19 protein-coding genes are annotated in these 17178 nt (G+C 42.1%); 9 read left to right on the top strand and 10 right to left on the bottom strand.

Annotated elements, in window-relative coordinates; all coding sequences use genetic code 11:
- Position 1 precedes the first annotated feature (1 nt).
- The 3 genes from JWQ85_RS18475 to msrA all read left to right on the top strand — a co-directional run bounded on the left by JWQ85_RS18475 (position 2) and on the right by msrA (position 2057).
- Positions 2 to 1060: a nucleoid-associated protein gene (locus JWQ85_RS18475; protein WP_299470561.1), complete on the top strand. Its 1059-nt coding sequence runs from the start codon at positions 2 to 4 to the stop codon at positions 1058 to 1060.
- Positions 1061 to 1069: 9 nt separating this feature from the next.
- Positions 1070 to 1357: a hypothetical protein gene (locus JWQ85_RS18470; protein WP_299470560.1), complete on the top strand. Its 288-nt coding sequence runs from the start codon at positions 1070 to 1072 to the stop codon at positions 1355 to 1357.
- Positions 1358 to 1565: 208 nt separating this feature from the next.
- Positions 1566 to 2057 (top strand): peptide-methionine (S)-S-oxide reductase MsrA, encoded by a 492-nt coding sequence (msrA, locus tag JWQ85_RS18465; protein ID WP_299470558.1) that lies wholly within the window; start codon positions 1566 to 1568, stop codon positions 2055 to 2057.
- A gap of 17 nt (positions 2058 to 2074) precedes the next feature.
- Here the strand turns inward: msrA and JWQ85_RS18460 are convergent, their stop codons facing one another.
- The 5 genes from JWQ85_RS18460 to proS form a co-directional block, all read right to left on the bottom strand.
- Positions 2075 to 2443, bottom strand: coding sequence for a DUF5655 domain-containing protein (locus JWQ85_RS18460; RefSeq protein ID WP_299470556.1), 369 nt, complete (start codon positions 2441 to 2443; stop codon positions 2075 to 2077).
- Positions 2444 to 2586: 143 nt separating this feature from the next.
- Positions 2587 to 3444, bottom strand: coding sequence for a TIGR02757 family protein (locus JWQ85_RS18455; protein ID WP_299470554.1), 858 nt, complete (start codon positions 3442 to 3444; stop codon positions 2587 to 2589).
- Positions 3445 to 3527: 83 nt separating this feature from the next.
- A complete protein-coding gene (locus tag JWQ85_RS18450) occupies positions 3528 to 4667 on the bottom strand; it encodes a cystathionine gamma-synthase (RefSeq protein ID WP_299470552.1) in 1140 nt (379 codons plus the stop codon).
- An 86-nt stretch (positions 4668 to 4753) separates the two neighbouring features.
- Positions 4754 to 5122, bottom strand: coding sequence for a four helix bundle protein (locus tag JWQ85_RS18445; RefSeq protein WP_299470550.1), 369 nt, complete (start codon positions 5120 to 5122; stop codon positions 4754 to 4756).
- 95 nt (positions 5123 to 5217) lie between these two features.
- Entirely contained in the window at positions 5218 to 6690 is a 1473-nt protein-coding gene (gene proS, locus JWQ85_RS18440; RefSeq protein WP_299470548.1) for a proline--tRNA ligase, read from the bottom strand.
- 107 nt (positions 6691 to 6797) lie between these two features.
- On the opposite strand from proS, the gene JWQ85_RS18435 reads away from it, so the two are divergent.
- Both JWQ85_RS18435 and JWQ85_RS18430 read left to right on the top strand, forming a co-directional pair.
- Positions 6798 to 7649: a hypothetical protein gene (locus JWQ85_RS18435; RefSeq protein ID WP_299470546.1), complete on the top strand. Its 852-nt coding sequence runs from the start codon at positions 6798 to 6800 to the stop codon at positions 7647 to 7649.
- Positions 7650 to 7669: 20 nt separating this feature from the next.
- Positions 7670 to 9148, top strand: coding sequence for a hypothetical protein (locus tag JWQ85_RS18430; protein ID WP_299470544.1), 1479 nt, complete (start codon positions 7670 to 7672; stop codon positions 9146 to 9148).
- 87 nt (positions 9149 to 9235) lie between these two features.
- Here the strand turns inward: JWQ85_RS18430 and JWQ85_RS18425 are convergent, their stop codons facing one another.
- Both JWQ85_RS18425 and JWQ85_RS18420 read right to left on the bottom strand, forming a co-directional pair.
- A complete protein-coding gene (locus tag JWQ85_RS18425; RefSeq protein WP_299470543.1) occupies positions 9236 to 9454 on the bottom strand; it encodes a hypothetical protein in 219 nt (72 codons plus the stop codon).
- A 3-nt stretch (positions 9455 to 9457) separates the two neighbouring features.
- Positions 9458 to 9937 carry a DNA starvation/stationary phase protection protein gene (locus JWQ85_RS18420; RefSeq protein WP_299470541.1) on the bottom strand — a complete coding sequence of 160 codons (480 nt, stop codon included), beginning with the start codon at positions 9935 to 9937 and terminating at the stop codon, positions 9458 to 9460.
- A gap of 99 nt (positions 9938 to 10036) precedes the next feature.
- Between JWQ85_RS18420 and JWQ85_RS18415 the strand changes: the two genes are divergently transcribed.
- From JWQ85_RS18415 to JWQ85_RS18405, 3 genes are read left to right on the top strand one after another with little or no spacing between them, the layout of a single operon-like run.
- Complete coding sequence (locus JWQ85_RS18415; RefSeq protein WP_299470539.1) at positions 10037 to 10792, top strand: DUF4905 domain-containing protein; 756 nt, start codon at positions 10037 to 10039, stop codon at positions 10790 to 10792.
- Positions 10793 to 10813: 21 nt separating this feature from the next.
- A complete protein-coding gene (locus tag JWQ85_RS18410) occupies positions 10814 to 11812 on the top strand; it encodes a LysM peptidoglycan-binding domain-containing protein (RefSeq protein WP_299470537.1) in 999 nt (332 codons plus the stop codon).
- Positions 11805 to 12446 (top strand): uridine kinase, encoded by a 642-nt coding sequence (locus JWQ85_RS18405; RefSeq protein ID WP_299470535.1) that lies wholly within the window; start codon positions 11805 to 11807, stop codon positions 12444 to 12446. Before JWQ85_RS18410 ends, JWQ85_RS18405 begins: the two co-directional genes overlap by 8 nt.
- 65 nt (positions 12447 to 12511) lie before the next feature.
- Here JWQ85_RS18405 and JWQ85_RS18400 read toward each other — a convergent pair whose 3' ends face one another.
- From JWQ85_RS18400 to rpsO, 3 genes are all read right to left on the bottom strand, one after another.
- Positions 12512 to 12781 (bottom strand): hypothetical protein, encoded by a 270-nt coding sequence (locus JWQ85_RS18400; protein WP_299470533.1) that lies wholly within the window; start codon positions 12779 to 12781, stop codon positions 12512 to 12514.
- A gap of 160 nt (positions 12782 to 12941) precedes the next feature.
- Entirely contained in the window at positions 12942 to 15080 is a 2139-nt protein-coding gene (pnp, locus tag JWQ85_RS18395) for a polyribonucleotide nucleotidyltransferase (RefSeq protein WP_299470531.1), read from the bottom strand.
- A 129-nt stretch (positions 15081 to 15209) separates the two neighbouring features.
- Positions 15210 to 15488, bottom strand: a complete 279-nt coding sequence (rpsO, locus tag JWQ85_RS18390; protein ID WP_299470529.1) for a 30S ribosomal protein S15 — start codon at positions 15486 to 15488, stop codon at positions 15210 to 15212.
- A gap of 339 nt (positions 15489 to 15827) precedes the next feature.
- Between rpsO and JWQ85_RS18385 the strand changes: the two genes are divergently transcribed.
- Positions 15828 to 17178: MATE family efflux transporter (locus JWQ85_RS18385; protein WP_299470527.1), on the top strand; the 1351-nt coding region annotated here is incomplete at its 3' end.

Here is a 17178-nt window from a genome sequence, read left to right as displayed (position 1 = left end):
TATGGTAACTTTTTTTGAAGCTTCTCTCGATACTATTTCTGTACACCACGTTGGTAATCAATCGCAGGGCGAAATGTACGCCTTGTCTGGACAACCGCTTGAGTTGAAAGATGATATTATCCCCAACCTATTGATGCAGTATTTTTTGAAACCTTTTGAAAAGGCCAACGAGGTTTACCATCTGATGCACAGCAGCGACGACCTTGCGCTTAACGAGCTGCATAACTTTGCTACAAAAGTATTTGAGGATAAAGAAAAGTTTCAGGAAATGTCTGAACAGATTGCCAAACACCTGTACAAAGTAAGCACCCACCCCAACATTAAAGGAGGCGAACTATACGTGGTTTACTTTAACAAGGTACAAATAGAGGGCAATCCGCTGGATGCCATTGGGATATTTAAATCAGAAAATAAAGAAACCTACCTAAAGGTGTACCCGGATCAGGGTGGTTTCGCGGTAGATTATGAGCAGGATGCCATTAATATTAATAAGCTGGATAAAGGTGTGCTGATCTTCAATATCGAAAAAGAAAATGGTTACAAAGTGGTTGTGGTTGATAAAGTTAGCGGCGGACAAGATGCCGCGGTTTACTGGAAGGACGAATTTCTGCAGCTAAAGATCCGTAATGACAGTTTTAACCAAACCATCAACACATTGGGCGTATACAAAAACTTTGTTACCCAAAAGCTTGACGACGAGTTTGAAATGAGCAAAACTGATAAGATAGATCTGCTTAACCGCTCAATGAAGTATTTTAAGGAAAAAGAAACCTTTGACCTGGATGAGTTTAGCGAAGAAGTGATCAGCAACCCCGAAGCTATTACGTCCTTCAAAAACTTTAAAAGCCAGTACGAAGAGGAATTTGATACTACCATAGCCGATAACTTCGAGATATCGGGCAACGCCGTAAAAAAACAGGCCCGGGTTTACAAAAGCGTTTTAAAGCTGGATAAGAATTTCCACATCTATATCCATGGCGATAACAAGCTGATAGAGAAAGGCTTTGATGATGATAAATCAATGAACTATTATAAGGTTTATTTTAAAGAAGAAGCGTAGATTTGAGATATGGACGGCATAGAGATAATACTTCTTTTATTACTTATAGCCCATGCTTTTCTTGCCATATATACCATTATCAGAATAGGCAACACAACACTTTTCACTAAAAAGCAAAAGCGAATAAACACCTGGTTTACGGTTCTTGTGCCGTTCATTTGGTCGGCACTGGTATTTTATATTCTTAAAAAAGAGTCGGATTACAACAAGGCTAAAAACAGGCCGGCTTTTTCTAATGATTTCTATGAGAGCGGGATAGCGATGATCGATCCCGGCACACATCACCATCCTCAATAATCTTTTTTAAAAGCCCAAACTTTTGGTAACGAATCTATAATGGATATCTATACGTTTGTGGTTCTTATATTTCAATATCCGCCCAAACAAATAGCTATTACCCTTCTTTAATATGTAAGCTAAGGGTAAAATGAATGGAGCAAACTGCGGTTATTGTTGCCATTTAATTATTTGTCCCATACCTTAGTTATCATTAAAATAAAGCTATATGAATACTGAAAAAGCTATTTTGGCCGGCGGTTGTTTTTGGGGAGTAGAAGAACTTATCAAGCAATATCCCGGTGTTATTTCTACTGTTGTGGGATACACCGGCGGCAACGTACCGAATGCAACATACCGGAACCATGGTACACATGCTGAAGCCATAGCAGTAGTGTTTGATCCGTCAGTTTTATCTTATCGTGCACTGTTGGAATACTTCTTCCAGATCCATGATCCAACAACACGGAACAGACAAGGCAACGACATTGGCGCTTCGTATCGTTCTGCCATTTTTTATTCCAATGAAAGCCAGCGCGAAACAGCAAATGCATTGATCGCAGAAATGGAAGCTTCTGGTATATGGCCTGGTAAAATAGTTACCGAAGTAGTACCTGAAACTGATTTTTGGGATGCAGAAGAGGAGCATCAGGATTATTTAAAAAAGCACCCTTATGGTTATACCTGCCATTTTGAAAGGCCCGACTGGAAACTGAGTTAGATAATGCTGTTCATTTTTCAGGCTTCTTCGCGATAAGCGAAACGCATAAATTCTAACACTTCATCATTCACATCCTCTATATTCAACATCCTGAAATGGTGATTGAACTGTTGCTGGCCGGGCACCTGGGCTATTTTCTGGAAACAGAGATTATCCGGATATTCCTGCTTAAACGGGAATACTACATGGATGAAATTTTTACCCAATTGGGTGATATAGGCAATACGTTTATGGCCATTATCCAGGCCTATCATACTTTTCAACGGTACTAATTCTACTTTACCAATAGTATTAATGCTATTTACAAAATGATCAAACAGCATAAGCGTATGCTCGCTTTTTCCGTTCAGGAAATCTGACAGGTTGTATTCTTCTGATGTTGCCAATGGGATTGTATTTTGACTTAAAGTTAAAAAACTATTGTCATTTCGAACGAGGTACGAGGAGAAATCTTGTTCATTATGCAAAGTTCACCGCCTATCAAACGAACAAGATTTCTCACTATCGTTCGAAATGACAGGCGACCTATTCAATCAAACTCCGGCAATATCCCTTCTATCCCCCAGCGCTCCTCGATACCCAAACCAAACAGGGCGAAGTCATATTTAACGGGATCAAGAGGGTCAAGTTCTTTTAGACCTTCGGTTAATTCAATGGCCGTTTGCCAGTCGGTTTGTTTGCGGGTAATGAGTTTGAGGTGGCGTGCAACACGGTCAACGTGCAGGTCGCAGGGGCAGATCAGGTCGGCGGATTTTAGTCGGTTCCAGATGCCAAAATCCACACCATTATTATCCTTACGTACCATCCAGCGCAAAAACATATTCAGCCGTTTACAGGTAGATTTTTGCGATGGAGATGACACATGCTTTTTTGTACGATGCGGAAAATCAGGTAAGGAGAAGAAATAAGAACGGAAGTGGTTGAGGGCAGTTTCCACAGGCCCCCCACCCCCCTGAAGGGGGAGTTTTTGATTAGCAAGTAAGGTATCCTGCTCCCCCTTCAGGGGGCTGGGGGGCTTCGGTACAAATGCATCCTCCAAACTATCATAGTTCTCGTAATGCCATCTAAAAAATGCTATGAAATATAGCGTATCAATATCATTAAAGGTACGGTGCTTAAAGTGCAGGAGTTTCTTCAGGTCGGGTTCTTCGTGGTTGATGATGAAATCGTAGGGTGCGCCATCCATCAGGGTAATTAATTCCCTGCACTTTTTGATGATAGTAACCCGTTGCCCCCAAGCCAGTGTGGCCGCCCAAAACCCCATGATCTCGATATCCTGCTTTTTGCTGAATAGGTGCGGGATACTTATCGGGTCGTTCGCAATAAACTCGGGGCGGTTATATTGGGCAACTTTTTGGTCGAGGAAGGACTTGAGGTTATCATTCATAATTTTAGAATTAAGAAACAAGAGCCAAGAAACAAGAATGGAACTTGTCGTCTTGGCTCTTGACTCTTATATACTGGCTTTTCTTAAGCTAATGCCTGTTTCAAATCTTCTAACAAGTCTTCAATATCCTCTACCCCTACACTTAGGCGCAGTAAATTATCTACCACACCGGCTTTTTCACGCTCCTCTTTAGGGATAGATCCGTGGGTCATGCTTACGGGGTGGTTGATCAACGATTCTACACCGCCTAATGATTCGGCCAGGGCAAATACTTTAAATGACGATGCAATGCGGAAAGTTTCCTTTAGATCGGCACCTTTTAATACAATGGATATCATACCACCAAAATCGCGCATTTGCTTTTTGGCTATATCGTGGTTTTTAGAATCAGGGAAACCCGGCCAGTAGATCTTTTCTACGCGCGGGTGGTCTTTCAAAAACTCGGCAATCTGGCGGCCGTTTTCGCAATGCGCTTTCATGCGCAGGTGCAGGGTTTTTATGCCACGTAGCACCAAAAAGCTATCCATAGGGCCCGGTGTAGCTCCGCAGGCATTGTAAATGAACCAAAGCTTTTTGTAAAGCTCCTCATCGTTCAGCATCAGGGCACCCATTACCACGTCGCTGTGGCCGCCAATGTATTTGGTAACCGAGTGCATTACCACATCGGCACCCATATCAATAGGGTTTTGCAGGTAAGGCGAAGCAAAGGTATTATCTACCACAAACAGCAGATTTTTAGCTTTCGTTATTTTGCCTATCGCTTCAATATCCACCACCTGCATGGTAGGGTTGGTAGGTGTTTCTATCCAAACCAGTTTAGTTTTATCATTCACATATTCGTTGATAATATCGGGGTTCGACAGATCAAGGAAATGGAATTTGATGCCATAATTGGCGTATATCTTAGTAAAGATACGGTATGAGCCTCCGTAAAGATCATTACCGGTAATCACCTCATCGCCCGGGGCAAGCAATTTCATTACCGCGTCAGTAGCACCCATACCGCTCGAGAAAGCCAGGCCGTACTTTGCGTTCTCTAAAGCTGCCAAACAATCTTCCAGCGCCTTGCGGGTTGGGTTTGTACCGCGCGAGTACTCGTAACCCTTATTATCGCCCGGCGATTTTTGCCAGTAGGTTGATGTCTGGTATATCGGCGTCATAATAGCGCCGGTAGTTGGGTCGGGCTCCTGCCCTGCGTGGATTGCTTTTGTTCCGAATTTCATGGGGTTGGTGAGTGGTTGATTGAGTTAAGTGGTGAGTGGTTGTTTGTTGGGGAGCAGCGACGTAAATCAACTACTCTCACAATCAACTATTCACCCGTTTTTTTACTTTTTAAATATTGAATGTAACCATTTATTAATTTCAAACAGCTTTCGTACTCCGGTTGAAATGATTGCAAAGTTTCTTCACTAATAATTTTCTCGTCTAATGCGATAATCAAATGATCCAGCGTTTCGGTTAATGAACCTCTTGCCATTATACAAAAGCGGATATTATCCTGATAATGAAAACGGCCGTGTCCTTCTGCCAAATTATTACCAATAGAACGGGAAGAACGTATGATCTGGTCTATCAGTCTAAATTTTTCGTCAACCGGGAATTTCTTTACAAGATCAGAAACGTAGTTCCTGATCTTTCTTGATTGCTTCCATGTTTCCAGATCCGTAAATGAGGCCATATTTTTGATTGGTGGTTTATTAGTCTTTAAATATTAAAAATGCATGTGCAGCTAAAACCATTCACCACTTAACCCAATCAACCACTCACTAATCATTAATACGCTCTTGCGAAAAGTACCCTTTGCGTAGACGGTTTACCCGTCAAAATACATTTGCCTTCTTCCTGTTTATTGTTCAAAGGTATACAACGGATTGTAGCCTTAGTTTCATCTTTTATTTTTTGTTCGGTTTCGGCGGTGCCATCCCAATGGGCCGATAAAAAGCCCGGCTGCTCATCAAGCATGCGCTTAAACTCGTCGTAAGTATCCACCTCGGTAGTGTTTTCCTCGCGGAACGTTGCCGCTTTTGCGTAGATATTTGTTTGAATCTCTTCTAATAAAGCTTCGATATGCGCGGCAAGGCCTTCCTGGTTTACCGTTTCTTTTGTTTTGGTATCCCTGCGGGCAAGCTCAACTGTACCGTTTTGCATATCCCTGCTGCCAATGGCAACGCGCAATGGAACGCCTTTCAGTTCGTACTCGGCAAACTTAGCACCCGGGCGGTGTGTATCGCGTTTATCAAACTTAACAGTGATATCTTTTGAACGCAGCTCTTTTGTAAGTGCGTTTACAAACGTGGTAATGTTTTCCAGTTCCTCGTCGTGTTTATAAATTGGTACAATAACAACCTGTATTGGTGCCAATTTTGGTGGCAATACCAAACCGGCATCGTCAGAGTGGGCCATTATCAGCGCGCCAATTAAACGGGTTGATACCCCCCATGAGGTTGCCCAAACAAAATCCTGTACGTTTTCTTTATTGGTAAACTTTACATCAAACGCCTTGGCAAAATTTTGCCCTAAAAAGTGAGATGTACCTGCCTGCAGCGCTTTACCATCCTGCATTAAAGCTTCAATACAATAGGTATCTAAAGCACCGGCGAAACGTTCGTTGGGTGTTTTACGGCCTTTTACAACGGGCAATGCCATCCAGTTTTCGGCAAAATCTGCATAAACGTTCAGCATTTGTTCTGTTTCGGCTATTGCTTCGTCGGCTGTTGCGTGGGCGGTATGGCCTTCCTGCCATAAAAATTCGCTGGTACGCAAAAACAAACGGGTACGCATTTCCCAGCGCATAACGTTGGCCCATTGGTTTACCAGAATAGGCAGATCGCGGTAGCTTTGGATCCATCCGCGGTAGGTGTTCCAGATGATAGTTTCTGATGTTGGACGGATAATTAATTCTTCTTCTAATTTCGCATCCTCATCCACAACAATATTACCGCTTCCATCGTTCTTTAGCCTGTAGTGGGTAACCACGGCACATTCTTTAGCGAAGCCTTCCACGTGGCTGGCTTCTTTTGAGAAAAAGGATTTTGGTATCAACAACGGAAAGTAAGCATTACTGTGCCCTGTTTCTTTAAACATTTTATCGAGCACCGCCTGTATTTTTTCCCAGATAGAATAACCATACGGTTTAATGATCATGCAGCCTCTCACCGGCGAATATTCGGCAAGATCAGATTTAATTATTAAGTCGTTAAACCATTGCGAATAATCTTCGTCTTTACTAATAACACCTTTACTCATATATTGATTTTTGGAATAGAAAATTGACTTTGTTATTAAAATTAATAACGCCCAAATTTATAAATTTATACGTTTATTTGACCTTAGAACTTTACATCCTTACAAAAATGAAAAGGAACCTTATTAAAGGAATGATTTTGATCAGTGCTATAGCGCTGAGTTCCTGCTCCGTTAACAAAACTGCGACCACCTCAAAAAACGACGATGACGTGTATTTCTCGCACGCGACCGCGGCCGAAGAGCCTGTGTACATTACCAGAAATGATGAATACAACCAGGATGCCGGCGACGACCAGTACGACGACGAAGACGATTACTACTACTACGATGATTATTCATCACGTATAAACCGTTTCGGTTATTACTCTCCTTTCGGATATTACGATAATTTCTATTCTGGCTACTCGCCTTATGGCTATTATGGCAGCGGCTTTAACCTTGGTTTTGGCTTTGGTTACGGTGCCGGCTTTGGCTATGGTGGCGGTTTCGGTTATGGCTACGGCGGTGGTTTTGGCGGTGGTTACCCATGGGGTGGTTACGGTTATGGCTTTTCGCCATGGGGTTATTCACCATACTCATTCTGGGGTATTGGTTATGGATATGGCTATGGTGGTAACTATTGGGGTGGCTACTCGGCATACCGCAACAACCCGCGCCCTTACCGGGGTAACGGCAGCCCGGGCAGTACTGCATTTGGTAACCGCCCGCGTACAGCTTATGGCAACAATAATGGCATAGGCTACATTCCAAACCGCGGGTCGCGACCTGCAAACGGTAATGTGGGCAGGCCGGCTTATGGCGATACCCGTGCTACACGTGGTGTACGTTCCGATAGGCCAACTTATCAACCAAGTGTTGAACGTTCTGCACCTGCACCATCAAGCAATAGCGGTGGCTCAAGAGGCGGCGGCGGTTCAAGTGGTGGTGGCGGCGGTGGTGGCAGGCCAGTAAGGAACTAATTTTAACATACCTAAAGTTTATGAAAATTAAATATATACTAAGTGTAATTGCTATAGTAGCACTTACCCAAAATAGTTTTGCTCAGTATTCGCAAGATGCCATCCGGTTCTCGCAAACTACAAACGGATCTACCTCGCGTATAAAAGCGGTTGGTAATGCCGGTACTGCAGTTGGCGGCGACTTAAGCAATGTTAGTGGTAACCCCGCAGGCTTAGGCTTTTTTACCCGGTCGGAGTTTAGCATTACGCCCGAGTTTGATGGTTCAAAATCTAAATCTAACTACTTTGGGCAAGCCAATTCAGCTTCCCGTAACACTGTTAATTTAAATAATGCAGCCCTTGTTATTTATAACCAGCTAAGCAAACCTGCCGGTGCCGATAAAAACAAAGGTTGGTTAAGCGTTAACTATGGTGTTGGTTTTAGCCGCACAAACGATTTTAACCAAAACATTCATTACGGTGGTACAAATAATGTCAACTCTATCAATAATTACTATGCAGACCAGGCAAACCAATTCGGTATTGATGAGGGTACCTTAGCTGGCTGGGCTTATGACCATCAACTGATAGATCAGTATGCCCTTACCCCAACCACATCCGAGTATAGGGCCAACAATGTAGGCCCAAATACCCAGGAAGCTTTTATTAATCGTAGGGGAAGCCAATCATCTGTCGATTTTTCTATCGGTGGTAATTACAGCAACAAGCTTTATTTAGGTTTAGGCCTTAGCTTTACCGATATAGATTATACCTCTTTTAGTACCTTTTACGAAGATGGCACACTATCTGTGTTAGAAAACAACCTACCTGTAAATCGTGATTTTAGTTCGGCATATTCACAAAACCAAAGAACAACAGGTACCGGGTTTACCGCAAGGCTGGGTGTTATTTATAAACCTACCGAAGCTGTACGTTTAGGAGCGGTTTTCACCTCCCCTACATTTTACAATATAGACGATGCTTATAACGAAGGGCTTGCTTCACAGATAGGAAACAATTCTACAACCAGCAACCAATCTGACGATTATACACTGAACTATAATTTACGTACACCTTTAAAATTAGCAGGTGGTGCATCAGTATTTATTAAACATTTTGGTTTTATTACCGGCGATGTTGAGTATGTTGACTACAGCACAGCGCACCTAAGCAGTAACACAGACTACGACGGTGACCGTATAGATAACCCGGATATTAAAGCTTTATACAAATCAACTATTAACGCGCATGTTGGCGCCGAAGCCCGGTTAACCAATTTCTTTTTACTACGCGGTGGTTATGGTATTCAAGGCAACGCCCGTAAAGAGAACGGCAGCGATATTAAAACCGTGAGTGGTGGTGTTGGCCTGCGCTTTGGCAGCTATTACGTAGATGCTACCTATGCACACTCCTCGGGCAACCAAAATATATTCCCTTATGATGTTGGCACCGCAAGCCCGTCTGCCATGTTAAGAAACAGCAATAACAACGGTTACTTAACTTTGGGATACCGGTTTTAAGTTGGCAGTAAAAAGTTTGCAGTTTGCAACCATAAAAAAAGCGATGAGTAAAACTCATCGCTTTTTTTATATGCTCTGTATGACTAATTAAGCTGCAAATCCCTCAGATTTTAAAATTGCTTGAATATTTGAATCATTTAGTTCAACTTCTTTAAGTATAGCGATCATTAAATCAATGTCTTTTTGCGCTATCGCTTTGTCGAATTTTTCCCACAATCCACTCACATATAATCGTTCATTAACCGTCATTCCACCATATTTATTCCCCATGGTCTTTCGTCCTTTATCTTTTCGTCCTTCGTCCAAAGCTTAATCTTCGTTCACAAAAGAGCGCAGCATCCAGGTGTTCTTTTCTTTAAACTGCATAAAGCGGTTCACCATATCGTTGGTACCATCGTCGCCGGCTTCGGCGGTAATGTCCAGTAACTGGCGTTCCATTTCAATAAGCACAGCCATATCTTTAATTATGGCTTTTACCATATCGGTATCTTTCATACCAATGGTGTTAACTTCCTTTAGGGTTGATGTGGTGATATAATCGTTAAATGTGCTATATGGTGGTTTACCCAGGGTAAGGATCCGTTCGGCCAATTCATCAATAGTGGTAAGTGCTTCGGTATATAATTCTTCGAATTTTACGTGCAGTGTAAAAAAGCTTTTCCCCTTAACATTCCAGTGGCAGCCACGTAATTTTTGGTAGTGGATATGATAGTTTGCCAGCAGGTCGTTCAGGTGGTCAACTACGGGTTTTACTTTAACTTCTTCTAAGCTTATTTTTTCAGCGTCCATGATATAATTTATTTTACGTGATAACAACCCGTGATAGGCATTGTTTATCAAAATTAACAGGTTTTAATATAAATAACCATATTTGCACACTTAATGACAATGCTACAACCATTCATCTCGCAAACCCTTAATGGCACCATATGGCGGCTGCAAATTGATGGGGAAACAGATATAATGGCTATTGAGATCCGTAACGAAAAGGATAAGCAAACCAGCTTCGCGTCGCTTAATTTATTAACCGGCGAAACATATTTCACCATTCATACCCTACCCGAGCGCTGGCTTACCGGTATTGAAGGTATTTACAAGGGTGTAATGCTATTGCATTATTACAGGCACGAAAGTGGCCCCGAGCACAAATCAATTATTGCCATTGATGCCATAACAGCTGCAGAGCTTTGGAGCAACTACAGCCTGGCTTTTGACCACCTATCGGTTAGTGGCCCTGTGGTGTACAATACCAACATACTGCCAAAAAAATTATTTGTTGTCGATATACTTACCGGCCAAACAATAAAGCCTTATGATGCCGGCACGGATAAACCTTTGGAGAACGATATAGTCATACCTGATATGATACCCGTACACCAGATGGTTCCCGGCACTTTGCCTGATGAACCTTACGGAAATATGGTACATTACCTAAACCATAATAGTTACAGAATTGTATCTTTGCACACTTTAAAAAATGGGGCCCTACAACAGCAACTGTATATTATGAATGGCAATGATGTGGTTTACCACGATTTATTGAACCAGGATATACAAAAATTACAGCCAGAGGCGTTTGTATTACATAAAAACGCACTGATTTATATAAAAAACAAGGCCGAAATAAAGGTTTTAAAAGTATAAATTACTGAATAAGAATTTATTATGAAATTTAAAATACTACTATTAACCACCGTTTTGCTTAGCGTATCTTCTGCCATATTTGCATCGGCACTGCCCGATTCTGTTGGTGTTGAAAACCTGAACGGCAAAAAGGTGATCCTGCATAAACTCGATCCTAAAGATAATTACTACTCATTAGGCCGTAAATACGGTGTTAGCCCAAAGGTTATCCAAAAGTTTAATAATAACGCCCGCATGCAAATTGGCCAAATTATTAAAGTACCTACCGAAAGATCTATAGTGGAAACCGTTAAACCTGCTCCTACAGTGCAACCACCGGTAACACAGCCGCAAACTAAACCTACGGAGCAAGCGACGGTTAAAACACAACCCCAAACCAAACCTGCCGAACAAACGCCGGTTAAAACGCCTCCTGCAGTAACGCAACAGCCGGTTAAAAATAACGATCAGAAGCCTGCGCAAACACCTGCGGCAACTGCTACTTCACAGCAATATAAGGTATCCGCACACGAAACGCTGTATGCTATTGCCAAACGTTTTAATACTACAGTTGAAGCCATTACTGCATTAAATAATTTAAAGTCGACCAGTTTAACGCCAGGCCAGGTTTTACTGGTGCCTAATGGCGTTGCACCTGTTGAGGACATCCATGCTGATACCATGAAGCGCGACTCTACCTATGTTGCTGCCGACGATAGCCTGGCTAACCACAAGGCCGGAACAAACAAATATGGCTTATTTGAGAAGAACGAAAAAGGTGTTGCTACCTGGATAGATGATGCCAGCCTTGACCCTAATAAAAAACTTATTTTGCACCGTACAGCCCCAATAGGCACAGTTATGCGCATAACTAACCCTATGAATAACCGCACCACCTTTGCTAAGGTAGTTGGCCGCTTTACCGATAGCGAGTCGACCAAGGATGCTATAATTGTGATGACCAAAAATGTTGCTGAAGCATTAGGCGCACTCGACAAACGTTTTCATGTAAATATCAGCTACGGTACCCCTAATGAATAAACCTTACGTAATTGGCGTTGCCGGTGGCAGCGGATCTGGCAAAACCTTCTTTTTAAAATGCTTTTTGGAACACTTCAGTGCCGACGAGGTATGTTTGATATCGCAGGATGACTACTACTTCCCGGTGGCGCATAACATGACCAAGGAGGAGAACAAAGAGTATAACTTTGACCTGCCATCAACTATAGATTACGACCACTTTGAGAGCGATATATACAAGTTGCTGAACAATCAAAGCTTTTTAAAACAAGAGTACACATTTAACAATGCCGATCTTGTTCCTAAAATGCTGGAGATAAAGCCGGCGCCCATCATTATTGTAGAGGGATTATTCATAATGCACTTTGAGAAAATAGCCAAAGAGCTGGATATGAAAATCTTTATTGAGGCCGATGAAGACATTGCTCTGCAACGCCGCCTTAAACGCGACCTGCTGGAACGCGGCTACTCAAACGAGGACGCGTACTACAAATGGGTAAACCACGTTGTACCCGCCTATAAGGAGTATCTGCTACCCTACCGTAACCAGGCCGACAGGATCATTGAGAACAACACCCACGTTGCCGATGATATTATTAAGGTAACCGAAGAAATTTCAAGAGAGTTGCGCGAGAAGGTTTTAGGGGAAAGGTGAAAATCGCTATGCAATTTTTCTTATCAATAACTAAATCGCTAATTCAATAATCAATAAATAACCCATCAATCGCAGTTAAGCAACAGGTCGTAGTATTTTTTCATTAAAACAGTATCGTAATTCACCAGGGAATTGTAGGCTTCGGTAACCAGCTCATTCAAAATAGAAGAACCAAGCTGCCCTGCCCCATTTGGGATGGAGTCGTAATAAGTAATGAGCTCTTTTACCCTAATAATTTCATACAATAACTTCTGGATAAGATCGGTTTGCGCGCCGCCCTGTACCCCCGGAGAATTATTTAGAAAGCTTAAAGGATCATTTTTAATAGATGTCATTTGCGATAAACAGACCGGCTTTGTTTTAGCTTTGTTTGATACAGTTATACTTAACTATACTCAACAACTCAGGTTTAAATTTTGTTTTAATTAAATTTTTTTTTCATTAAATAGCAAAACCCTCTTTTTAGAGGGTTTTGCGTTATGGATTTAACCCTGATTAATTACTCTCAGGTTTGCTGCTCTCAGGGCGTGGCAATAATGCCTTGCGCGACAGCTTAAGTTTACCTTGTTTATCAACGTCAAGTAGTTTTACACGTACTTCATCGCCTACATTAAAGATACCATCCATGGTCTCAATTCTGCGGTGGTCAATTTCAGATATGTGTAACAAGCCATCTTTACCCGGCATAATTTCAACAAATGCACCAAACGGCATAATTGATTTCACTTTACCTTCGTATATCTCGCCTACCTCTGGTTTAGAAGCGATGGCGCGGATACGGCCTAAAGCCTGGTCAATAGCTGCTTTGTTATCGGCAAATATTTGAACAATACCCTGGTTGTCTTTTTCCTCGATAGAGATGGTAGCACCTGTTTCGCGCTGCATTTCCTGGATAATTTTACCACCGGGCCCTATTACTGCACCAATAAATTCTTTATCAATTTTGATCATTACAATACGCGGAGCGTGTGGTTTGTAATCCTCACGTGGCGCGGTAATGGTTTTGGCCATTTCGCCTAAGATATGTAAACGACCATCTTTAGCCTGGTTTAACGCGTTGGTTAAAACTTCGTATGATAAACCGTTTATCTTTAAGTCCATTTGTACAGCAACAATACCTTTTTCGGTACCGGTTACTTTAAAGTCCATATCACCTAAGTGATCTTCATCACCAAGGATATCAGAAAGGATAGCATATTTAGTACCCATTTCATTGGTGATCAGTCCCATCGCGATACCAGATACCGGGTTGGTGATTTTGATACCGGCATCCATCAAAGCCAATGTACCGGCACAAACCGTAGCCATTGATGATGAACCGTTAGACTCCAAAATATCAGAAACAATACGGATAGTGTATGGGTTTTGATCTTCGGCAGGTAAAACACGTTTTAACGAACGCATAGCCAGGTTACCATGACCAATCTCGCGACGGCCTGCACCCCTGTTAGGGCGAACTTCGCCGGTTGAGAAACCTGGGAAATTGTAGTGTAACAGGAATTTTTGGTAACCATTAATAAACGCGCCATCAATCATTTGCTCGTCATCCTTAGCACCTAAGGTAACAGTGGTTAATGCTTGTGTTTCGCCGCGGGTAAATACCGCAGAACCGTGTGCAGATGGCAAGTAACCAATTTCGCTCCATATAGGGCGTATCTGGGTAGTAGTACGGCCGTCTAAACGTTTGCCCTCGTCTAATACAAGGTTACGGATAGCATCGTACTCCACATCGTGGTAATATTTTTTAGCTAATGATTTAGTGATATCATCAATCTCGCCTAAAGTAGCGATGTATGCATCCCTAACCGCTTTAAAGCTGGCAGAACGCTCATCTTTAGCAGATGCAGCACCGGCAATAGCGTAAACCTGATCATAAGTAGCAGCGTAGATGGCTTTTTTCAAATCCTCGTTGCTGTGCTCGTGGTTGTAAACACGTTTTACAGTTTTGTTAAGCTCAGCAGTTAATTCTTTTTGAGCTAAACACTGTATTTTAATAGCAGTGTGTGCAAATTTGATAGCTTCAACAAGTTCAGCTTCCTGTATTTCGGCACTTTCACCTTCAACCATGTTAATGTCGTGCTCGCTACCAGCAACAATAAACTCTAATGTTGCAGTTTGCAACTGGGTTAAAGTTGGGTTGATAACTAACTGGCCATCAACTTTAGCTACACGCACTTCAGATATTGGCCCGTTAAAAGGGATATCAGAACAAGCTAATGCAGCCGAAGCAGCTAAACCTGCAAGGCAATCTGGCATAATATCTTTATCTGCAGATATCAATGATATCATTACCTGTGTATCAGCATGATAATCATCAGGGAACATTGGGCGTAATGCACGGTCAACCAAACGCGAGATCAAAACCTCATAGTCTGATAAACGTGCCTCGCGGCGTAAAAATCCACCGGGGATACGACCGGTAGCAGCGTATTTTTCTTGATAATCAACAGAAAGAGGTAAAAAATCGATCCCTTCTTTTGCTTCTAGCGATGATACCACCGTAGCCAATAACATGGTATCACCCATCTTAATTACTACAGAGCCATCTGCTTGTTTGGCCAGTTTACCGGTTTCGATCTCAATGGTGCGGCCGTCACCTAAATCAATAACCTTTTTAATTACGTTTAAACTCATCTTGTTTGTTTTGTGATGCGCTTTTCATCTTTCGGAGCGCATCGGTTTTTTATGTGTGTGTGTATTGTTGCAAAAGTAAAAAAGCCATCCTGCATATGCGGACGGCTTTTTTTAAAAAATAAAGAAAAGTTATTTGATAATATCCCTAAGCGCTAACGCTTTGATGATAGCACGATATCTTTCAATGTCTTTTTTGAACAGGTATGCCAACAATCCGCGGCGTTTACCTACTAATTTTTGAAGCGATAACTGGGTTGAAAAATCATGTTTGTTCTTTTTCAAGTGACCGGTTAAATGCGCGATGCGGTAAGTGAATAATGCTACCTGACCTTCAGTTGAACCTGTATCAGTAGCTGCTTTACCATGTTTTGCAAAGATCTCTGCCTTTGCTTCTTTACCTAAATACATTACGTGAATAATATTAAAGCGTGAATAATTAATTAATTGTGGCGCAAAGATACGGTTATGGTTTTAATTGTACAAGGAATTTAACAAGTACATTTTAGTGGGTTGGTGAGTGGTTGATTGGGTTAAATGGTGAGTGGTTTTTATTGTTTACAATCCCCTTTATCATTGATAAATATCCATGGCACGTTTTCATTAAATTGTCGCAATTCACCCTTGTTTATGTCATTTATACACTGCATAGGCAACTAAATTTAAATATAGATTTGTATACGTTACATTTCATCACATTATGCCGTAAAGGCTACATATTTAATAAGCACCTGTTTAATTAACCTTTATATGTCACAAACCGCTAAGCCCCAAAGCAAAGTATTTTCATTTTTCAGCATTTTAAAGCAATCATTAAAAGGCGAAGAAGTTGATCTGACCGCTATCAGCATAAAAAGAGCCATTGTTTTATTAGCTATCCCCATGATGCTGGAGATGGTTATGGAATCTGTTTTCGCTTTGGTCGATCTGTATTTTGTTGGCCACTTAGAAAACAGTAGCCACGCCATTCAAACAGTAGGTTTAACCGAATCTGTACTAACCGTAATATATTCTTTAGCCATAGGTTTAAGTATGGCCGCAACAGCAGTTGTTGCCCGCCGCATTGGCGAAAAAAACCCGGAGGCGGCATCAAAAGCAGGGATGCAAACTATTGTAATTGCTGTAGTTGTAAACCTGGTGATCAGTATTTTGGGATTTTTACACGCCCGCGACCTGCTGCTAATCATGGGCGCCTCAACAGAAACAGCAGATCATGGCACCCCGTTCGTCCAAATTATGATGAGCGGGAGCATCATCATCGTATTACTATTTTTAATAAATGGCATTTTCAGGGGTGCAGGCAATGCTGCAGTTGCTATGCGAAGCCTGTTTATAGCTAATTTGGCCAACATTATTTTATGTCCCATCTTTATCAGAGGGTTAGGCCCTATCCCCGCATTTGGTTTAACGGGGGCGGCCATAGCTACAACTATTGGTCGCAGCCTGGGAGTGTTATACCAGGTTTATAATCTGTTCAATAATAAAAACGCGCTTAAGGTACGCTTAAGCTATTTTATCCCCGACTGGAGCCAGATCAAAGCCATCATAAAAGTGGCGGCGCCAGGCATTCTACAATTTGTAATAGCCAGTTGCAGCTGGATATTTTTGACGCAACTGGTTGCCACTACGGGGGGAGATAAGGGTTCTGCAGGCTATCAAACCTCCTTGCGGTTAATGATGTTCTTTTTGTTGCCCGCCTGGGGCCTCAGTAACGCCGCTGCCACGCTGGTTGGGCAGAACCTTGGCGCGGGCCGTGTAGACCGGGCCGAACAATCGGTATATCAAACCATAAAATATACGGTTGTTTTTTTAGGGATAGTGAGTGTGTTGTTTTTAACCTGCGGTCATCTGTTCGCATCGTTTTTTACCGATGACGCTGTTGTAAGAAAAGTGGCCACCCGTTCGTTGCAAATTTTAAGCGGGGGCTTTATTATTTTTGGCATGGGGATGGTTTTCACCAGTGCTTTTAATGGCGCCGGAGATACCTGGACACCTACCAAAATAAATTTATTTACGTTCTGGTTATTCCAGATCCCTTTTGCTTATTTATTGGCCAAGTATTTTGAAATGGGGCCAACCGGTGTCTTTATTTCTATCCCGG

Source organism: Mucilaginibacter sp., assembly GCF_028288105.1.
In the GTDB taxonomy this organism is placed as follows: domain Bacteria; phylum Bacteroidota; class Bacteroidia; order Sphingobacteriales; family Sphingobacteriaceae; genus Mucilaginibacter.
This window is presented reverse-complemented; position numbering and strand designations above follow the sequence as displayed.

Bases quoted from the DNA above. Each gene is read 5' to 3' on its own strand.
- JWQ85_RS18400 (WP_299470533.1), bottom strand. From the start codon at position 12,781: ATGACATCTATTAAAAATGATCCTTTAAGCTTTCTAAATAATTCTCCG.
- JWQ85_RS18430 (WP_299470544.1), top strand. From the start codon at position 7,670: ATGAAAATTAAATATATACTAAGTGTAATTGCTATAGTAGCACTTACC.
- pnp (WP_299470531.1), bottom strand. From the start codon at position 15,080: ATGAGTTTAAACGTAATTAAAAAGGTTATTGATTTAGGTGACGGCCGC.
- JWQ85_RS18435 (WP_299470546.1), top strand. From the start codon at position 6,798: ATGAAAAGGAACCTTATTAAAGGAATGATTTTGATCAGTGCTATAGCG.
- rpsO (WP_299470529.1), bottom strand. From the start codon at position 15,488: ATGTATTTAGGTAAAGAAGCAAAGGCAGAGATCTTTGCAAAACATGGT.
- JWQ85_RS18475 (WP_299470561.1), top strand. From the start codon at position 2: ATGGTAACTTTTTTTGAAGCTTCTCTCGATACTATTTCTGTACACCAC.
- JWQ85_RS18455 (WP_299470554.1), bottom strand. From the start codon at position 3,444: ATGAATGATAACCTCAAGTCCTTCCTCGACCAAAAAGTTGCCCAATAT.
- JWQ85_RS18405 (WP_299470535.1), top strand. From the start codon at position 11,805: ATGAATAAACCTTACGTAATTGGCGTTGCCGGTGGCAGCGGATCTGGC.
- JWQ85_RS18470 (WP_299470560.1), top strand. From the start codon at position 1,070: ATGGACGGCATAGAGATAATACTTCTTTTATTACTTATAGCCCATGCT.
- JWQ85_RS18410 (WP_299470537.1), top strand. From the start codon at position 10,814: ATGAAATTTAAAATACTACTATTAACCACCGTTTTGCTTAGCGTATCT.
- proS (WP_299470548.1), bottom strand. From the start codon at position 6,690: ATGAGTAAAGGTGTTATTAGTAAAGACGAAGATTATTCGCAATGGTTT.
- JWQ85_RS18450 (WP_299470552.1), bottom strand. From the start codon at position 4,667: ATGAAATTCGGAACAAAAGCAATCCACGCAGGGCAGGAGCCCGACCCA.
- msrA (WP_299470558.1), top strand. From the start codon at position 1,566: ATGAATACTGAAAAAGCTATTTTGGCCGGCGGTTGTTTTTGGGGAGTA.
- JWQ85_RS18445 (WP_299470550.1), bottom strand. From the start codon at position 5,122: ATGGCCTCATTTACGGATCTGGAAACATGGAAGCAATCAAGAAAGATC.
- JWQ85_RS18415 (WP_299470539.1), top strand. From the start codon at position 10,037: ATGCTACAACCATTCATCTCGCAAACCCTTAATGGCACCATATGGCGG.
- JWQ85_RS18420 (WP_299470541.1), bottom strand. From the start codon at position 9,937: ATGGACGCTGAAAAAATAAGCTTAGAAGAAGTTAAAGTAAAACCCGTA.